7 protein-coding genes are annotated in these 6,162 nt (G+C 73.9%); 2 read left to right on the forward strand and 5 right to left on the reverse strand.

Going from position 1 to position 6,162, the window contains the following annotated elements:
- Positions 1–9: 9 nt before the first annotated feature.
- Together E1300_RS20860 and E1300_RS20865 are read right to left on the reverse strand one after the other, a co-directional pair.
- A complete protein-coding gene (locus E1300_RS20860) occupies positions 10–876 on the reverse strand; it encodes an LLM class F420-dependent oxidoreductase (RefSeq protein ID WP_131758706.1) in 867 nt (288 codons plus the stop codon).
- Between the two features lie 188 nt (positions 877–1,064).
- The gene (locus E1300_RS20865; protein WP_131758707.1) at positions 1,065–1,451 is read right to left on the reverse strand and encodes a hypothetical protein; all 387 of its coding nucleotides are present in this window, start codon (positions 1,449–1,451) and stop codon (positions 1,065–1,067) included.
- A gap of 215 nt (positions 1,452–1,666) precedes the next feature.
- Between E1300_RS20865 and E1300_RS20870 the strand changes: the two genes are divergently transcribed.
- On the forward strand, positions 1,667–2,044 hold the full coding sequence (locus E1300_RS20870) for a MerR family transcriptional regulator (protein ID WP_131758708.1): 378 nt from the start codon (positions 1,667–1,669) through the stop codon (positions 2,042–2,044).
- A 49-nt stretch (positions 2,045–2,093) separates the two neighbouring features.
- On the opposite strand, the gene E1300_RS20875 is transcribed toward E1300_RS20870, so the two are convergent.
- Positions 2,094–2,699, reverse strand: coding sequence for a TIGR03086 family metal-binding protein (locus E1300_RS20875; RefSeq protein ID WP_131758709.1), 606 nt, complete (start codon positions 2,697–2,699; stop codon positions 2,094–2,096).
- An 82-nt stretch (positions 2,700–2,781) separates the two neighbouring features.
- Here E1300_RS20875 and pdxR point away from each other — a divergent pair, with 82 nt between their 5' ends.
- Complete coding sequence (gene pdxR, locus E1300_RS20880) at positions 2,782–4,200, forward strand: MocR-like pyridoxine biosynthesis transcription factor PdxR (protein WP_131758710.1); 1,419 nt, start codon at positions 2,782–2,784, stop codon at positions 4,198–4,200.
- Here pdxR and E1300_RS20885 read toward each other — a convergent pair.
- Together E1300_RS20885 and E1300_RS20890 are read right to left on the reverse strand one after the other, a co-directional pair.
- Complete coding sequence (locus tag E1300_RS20885) at positions 4,181–5,455, reverse strand: ABC transporter ATP-binding protein (RefSeq protein WP_131758711.1); 1,275 nt, start codon at positions 5,453–5,455, stop codon at positions 4,181–4,183. The two genes, pdxR and E1300_RS20885, sit on opposite strands and share 20 nt — an antisense overlap.
- 121 nt (positions 5,456–5,576) lie before the next feature.
- On the reverse strand, positions 5,577–6,162 hold a 586-nt coding region (locus E1300_RS20890), incomplete at its 5' end, for an urease accessory protein UreD (RefSeq protein WP_131758712.1).

The following is a 6,162-nucleotide window of genomic DNA, read 5'->3' on the forward strand; positions in this document are numbered from 1 at the left end:
CGGTCCGGGTCAGCGGCCCGCCGGGACGATCTTCTCGGTCTGCGCGAGGGCCTCGCCCAGGATGCCCGCGAGGTCCTGCCCGGCCCCCTGCGAGAAGATCACCTGGTCGATGCCGCGTTCCGCGAGCCGCCCGACGGTGTCCACGGCGGCGTCCACCGACGGCTCCTGCGTGAACGTCAGCGCGGTCTTCTCGATCTCGGTGTAGTCGCGGCCCTCGCGCTCGCAGTGCTCGCGCAGGACGTCCACCTTGCGGGGCAGCTCGTCGCCGTCGAAGAGGTTGCAGGCGTCGGCGTACTTGGCGACGAACCGCAGCGTCTTCTTCTCGCCGCCCCCGCCGATCAGGATCGGCGGATGCGGCCTCCGCACCGACTGCGGCGAGTTCAGCGGGCGTTCGAGCTGGTAGTACTCGCCCTGGAAGGGCGACTCGTCGCCCTTCCACATCTGGTGCGCGATCCGGAGCGTCTCCTCCAGCCGCTCGAACCGCTCGGCGGTCGGCGGGAACGCCACGCCGAGCCCCTTGGACTCCTCCTCGTTCCACGCCGCGCCGATGCCCAGCCAGGCCCGCCCGCCGGACAGCACGTCCAGCGTGGTCACGGTCTTGACGAGGATGCCGGGGTGCCGGTACGTGACGCCGGTGACCATCGTGCCGAGCGTGATCCGCTCCGTCAGCGCCGCCGCGTACGCGAGCGTCGAGTAGGCCTCCAGCATCGGGTCCTCGGGCGGGCCGACCATGGTGATCTGGAAGAAGTGGTCCATCACCCACAGCGAGTGGAGCCCGGCCTGGTCCGCCTCGCGGGCGATGCGGCCGAAGGCCGGGCCGATCTGTTCCGGCCCTCCCGGGAAGGTGAAGCTGGGAACCTGGAGTCCGATGCGCATGGCGAATCCTTCGTGTCCCTCGCGGTGACTGTTCCGGTCCACTCTGCTAGCTGGAGTGCGCTCCAGGTCAAGCTCCCCAGATCGCCGGCTCCTAATCCCGGTGGGAGACCGGTGCTCCGGCTACGGGCGGACGGTCTTCTTGGTGCCGCACACGCGCGCGGTCTTCGGGCCCTTGCAGATCTGCACGGTCACCTTCTGCACCATCGCCGCGTTGACGGGGACGGCCACACCGATCCTGGGTGACGCGCCGGCCTTGACCGGCAGGGTGCGGGTCGTGCTGTGGTTCTGGCCCCTGCCTTCCAGGAGAACCCGACCACGACGTTGATCACGCCGCGGGTCTTGTTGACGGCCTTCCCCGTCACCTGCGTCGAGCTGGCGAACCGCACCGTCCCGGACACCTTCTGCTTGGCGTTCTTGACGCACTTGCCGGTCTTGGCCGTCTCTCCCTTGCCGCAGGCCTCGAAGGGCTTGGACTTGACGGCCGCGGCGTGGGTCGGGGCGGCGCCGGCGGCCTGGGCGAGCCCGGTGAGCGCGACTCCGGTCAGGAGCGCGGTGGCGAGGGTCCTACGGATCATGGTGGGTCCTTCCCGGACGAGCGACGGCGGCGCGCTCCGCGGAGCGCGCCACGGCCCGCCCGGTTCGGCGGGCCGCCACGTATCGTCGCGGGTGCCGCCTCCGGCCGACAGGTCCGCCGGGGCCATCCTGAGGGCCCGTCCGCCGGGGCCCGTACTGGTGCCTGGCTCCTACGGCGGATTGACCTGGAGTGCGCTCCAGGTGAAATGCTTGGGGCGTGAGCTCCTACTCTCCAGCAGAGACCGCTGAGAAGAGCGGCTTCAGCATCGACACCCTCCGCTACTACGAGAAGATCGGCCTGCTGTCGGGCATCGCGCGCAACGCGTCCGGACGGCGCGTGTTCAGCGACGACGACCTCCAGTGGCTCGGGATGCTGCGCTGCCTGCGCGAGACCGGAATGCCGATCGCGGAGATGCTCCGGTACTCCGAACTGGCTCGCGGCGGCGGCGAGACCGTCCAGGAGCGGCTGGAGATCCTCCAGGAGCACGACCGCCGGGTGGAGGAGCAGATCGCCCGGCTGCGCGACCAGCAGCAGCACATCCAGTTCAAGATCGGCTTCTACCGGGACGCGGTCTGCGAGAGCGCACCGGCCTGACCCTCCGGTGGGCGCGGGAGGCCCGCCCGCCGGCGGCGTCCGGCGGCGGTCAGCGCGGGCGCCGGCCGAGGAGGGCCAGCAGGCGGTCGGCGGGCGAGGCGCCGTCCGGTGCCGGGACGAGCCGGTCGAACGCCTGGCCCGGCCCGCGGTCGTCCGGGCCGGTGGGGACGATCGCCGCGACCTTCAGGGACGCGGCGACCAGCTCCTCCGACGGCTCCCAGGGCACGCCGATGGCGGTCGCGAGGTCCCAGGCGTGCACGACGAGGTCGACGAAGTGGAAGCTGATCGCGAGGGAGGCGGGGAAGCCGCCGCCCTCGCGCACCTCGGGGAGCACCATCTCCTGGTCGAGGGACACCTCGGCGAAGGCCGCCGTGACGAGGCCGGCCGACGTCCGCGCCGCTGCGGCGGGATCGTCGCCGAGGTCGCCGTTCCGCCAGTTCGCGAGGCGGGCGCCGTCGCCGCGCGCGGCCGCGGCGAACCCCTCGTCCTGGCTGACCTGGTGGCGGAGGAGGCCGTGCACCGTCCAGTCGGGGCACGGGGTCGGGAGGGCCAGCGCGTCGGGCTTCACCTGCGCGACGGCGGCGAGGTACAGGTCGAACGCCTTCCGGTCGAGCGGGCGGAAGTCGGTGGTCAGCAGTTCGGTCAGCGCGTCCATGCGTCCACGCTAGGGACGGCGAGAGGCCCAGGTACAGGGCCAAAAACGGGCGAAATGACTGAGCCGATCTAGGATCGGCGCCGTGGACGTGCATGTCAGCCTGGTCGGGCGCCGCGATCTCGCGGGGCAGATCTACCGGCAGCTCCGCGCGGCGATCCTGGACGGGCGGCTGCGGGCCGGGGAGGCGCTGCCGCCGACGCGGGAGCTGGCGGCGCGGCTGGAGATCTCCCGCAACACGGTCGCGGTCGCCTACGACCGGCTCGCCGCGGAAGGGTTCCTGGAGAGCCGCGTGGGGGCCGGGACGTTCGTCCGGGAGACGGGATCCGCGGCGCGGGGCGCTCCGGCGGCGTCGCCGCTGCGGCCGAGGAGGGGCTGGGACGGCCTGGACCTGTGGCCCGCCCCCATGCCGGGGGTGACGTGGGACTTCCGGGCGGGCCTGCCGGACGTGCGGCTGTTCCCCTACGAGGCGTGGCGGCGGATCATGGCCGGTCTGCTGCGGCCGTCGGCGCTGGCGGGCGCCGGGTCCGCGGGCGACCCGGCGGGGCTGCCGGAGCTGCGGGCGGCGATCGCGCGCCACGCCGGGGTGACCAGGTCGGTGCGGGCGGGAGCCCGGGACGTGGTGGTGACGGCCGGCGTCCAGCAGGCGCTGGACCTGATCGTCCGCGTGCTCCTCGAACCCGGCGACACCGTCGCCGTCGAGGACCCCGGCTACCCGCCCGCCCGGATGCTGTTCGAGGCGGCGGGGATGCGGGTGCGCGGCGTCCCGGTCGACGCGGAGGGGCTGCGGGTCGACGCGCTGCCGGACGCCGCGCGGGCCGTCTACGTCACGCCGTCGCACCAGTTCCCGCTGGGCATGCCGATGTCGCTGCCGCGGCGGCGGGCGCTGCTGGACTGGGCGCGGCGCCGCGAGGTGGTGATCGTCGAGGACGACTACGACACCGAGTACCGCTACGGCGGCCGCCCGATCGAGCCGCTGCAGAGCCTCGACGCGGACGGGCGCGTCCTCTACACCGGGACGTTCTCGAAGATCATGCGGCCGGTGCTGCGGCTCGGGTTCCTGGTCGCGCCGCCCTCGCTGCACCACGCGTTCCGCATGGCGCGCTACGTCTCGTCCTGGCACGCGGAGGTGCCCGCGCAGGCGGCCCTCGCCCGGTTCATCGACGAGGGGCTGCTCGCGCGGCACATCCGCCGGTCGCGGCGCGAGTACGAGGCGCGGCACCGGCGCGTCGCCGAGCTGGTCGGGGAGTGGTTCGGGGACCGGCTCGCGCTCGTCCCGTCCGCGGCGGGCCTGCACCTGAGCGCCCGCCTCACCGACGGCGCGGACGACGCGGAGCTCGCCCGGCGGGCCCTGGACGCGGGCGTCGGGCTGTACGCGCTGTCGGAGTTCGCCGTCACCGGCCCGCCCGTCCGCGGGCTGGTCCTCGGCTACGGGGCCGTGGCGCCGCCGGAGATCGAGGCGGGGCTCCGCAGGCTCCGGGACGTCATCGCGCGACCGGCGTGACGCGGCGGCCGTCGGCGCCGAACAGCAGGATCCGGTCCAGGTGCACGGTGAGGGCGACGTGGTCGCCGCGGTTCGGCCGCTCGCCGGGCGCGGCGCGGAACACCAGGTCGGAGCGGCGGTGGTGGCCCGCGTGCTCCTCCGGCACCGGCTCGTCGGCGGCGGGGCGGCCGAGCAGCCCGCGCAGCCGCTCGCGCACTCCGGAGCGCCCCGGCCCCGCGGAGTCGGGCCGCCTCGGCCGGCCGACCTCGTTGCCGTCCACGGTCGGGATGCCCGCCTCGGCGTACGCGAGCCACTCGTGCCCGTGGAACTCCAGCGCGCGCACCTGCCCGGAAAGGACCGTTCCCGGCCGTGCGGGGGAGCCCGCGGCGATGGGGACGAGCGTGTCCGGCCGGATGCCGACGATCACGGGCCGGCCGTGGTGGCTGATCAGCGCGGACGCGCGCGGGTCGTCCCACGGCAGCGTCAGCCGCTGCGGCCCGAGGTCGAGCAGCAGCCCCTCGCCCTCCACGCCCCACAGCGTCGCCTGGAACAGGTTGATCGGCGGGCTGCTGAGGAACGCGGCCACGAAGACCGTCCCCGGGTCGCCGTAGAGCTGCTCGGGGGTGCCGACGTCCTCCAGGACGCCGTCGCGCAGCACCGCCATGCGGTCGGCCATCGTCATCGCCTCGACCTGGTCGTGCGTGACGTAGACGGTCGTGGTGCCGGTGGAGCGCACGAGCGCGGCGATCTCGACGCGCAGCTCCGCCCGCAGGCCCGCGTCGAGGCTGGACAGCGGCTCGTCCATGAGGAACAGCGACGGCTCGCGGATCAGCGCCCGGCCGATCGCGGCCCGCTGCCGCTGCCCGCCGGACAGCGTGCGCGGCAGCCGGTCGATCATCGTGTTGAGGCCCAGCGCGCGCGCCAGCTCGACGACCTTCGCGGTGGCCTCGGCGCGGTCGTCGCCCGACACCTCCAGCGGGAACATCATGTTCCCCTTGACGGTGCGGTGCGGGTAGAGCGCGCCCTCCTGGAACACCATCGCCACGTTCCGGTCGCGCGGCGGCAGCTCGTTGGCGACGGTCCCGTTCAGCCACAGGTCGCCCGAGGTGATCTCCTCCAGCCCGGCGATCATCCGGAGGATCGTCGACTTCCCGCAGCCGGACGGACCCAGCAGGACGAACAGCTCGCCGTCACCGATGCGCAGCCGCACGTTCCGGACGGCGATCTGCCCGTTCGGATACACCTTGTCGACGCCGTCTAGCACAACTTCCGTCATCGGGGCCGCCTGGGGATGGGCGAATTCTCGGGTCCGCCATCTCATCGCGCGACGGAGCGTTTGTCCATAGTCCACCTGGGGTTACCGGTCGTTAATGAGGCCGGGTGCGGCCAGCGGTACCTCAGGTTCGGTAGGCGGTCCCTGGCACGGCCGTGGGCTCGGGTGCCGGACGGTCCGTCCCGGCGAGAGCACTTTGCGCCATGCGCTCTCCCTGGACGAGACGCCGCCTCAGTTCCGCCGAATGCTCCGCCGTCGCCGTGATGAGCACCGCGCGCACATGGTGGGCCTGAGGCACCGCCAAGGGGAGGACGGAGAGCCCGTCCCCGGTGTGCGGTTCCGCCGTCAGGTCCTCACCGACCAGGAGGACGGAGCCGACGGCGCCCGCACCGTCCAGGACGGCGCTGCTCAGGTGGACGTCGGGATCGTCCAGGCGCAGCTCGTGGCGCAGGAGCGGCGCACCGCCGACCGTCACGTCGAGCCTGCCGGAATGGCGGCCGGGCTGCTCCCCGTGTCGGCCGAGGACCAGCTCGTCCCGCCACCGCAGCGTCGCCCCGGCGGCCAGCGCGACGGACGCGGCCGAGCGGTGGTCGCAGCCGCCCGCCGCGACCACCGGCTCCGGGGCGACGTCGAGGTGCCCGCCCGCGCCGACCTCCGCCCGCACCGACGACCGGGACGGACCGTCCCCCGGCAGCGCGAGCGAGCAGGCG

The organism is Actinomadura fibrosa, from assembly GCF_900659615.1.
GTDB lineage: Bacteria > Actinomycetota > Actinomycetes > Streptosporangiales > Streptosporangiaceae > Spirillospora > Spirillospora fibrosa.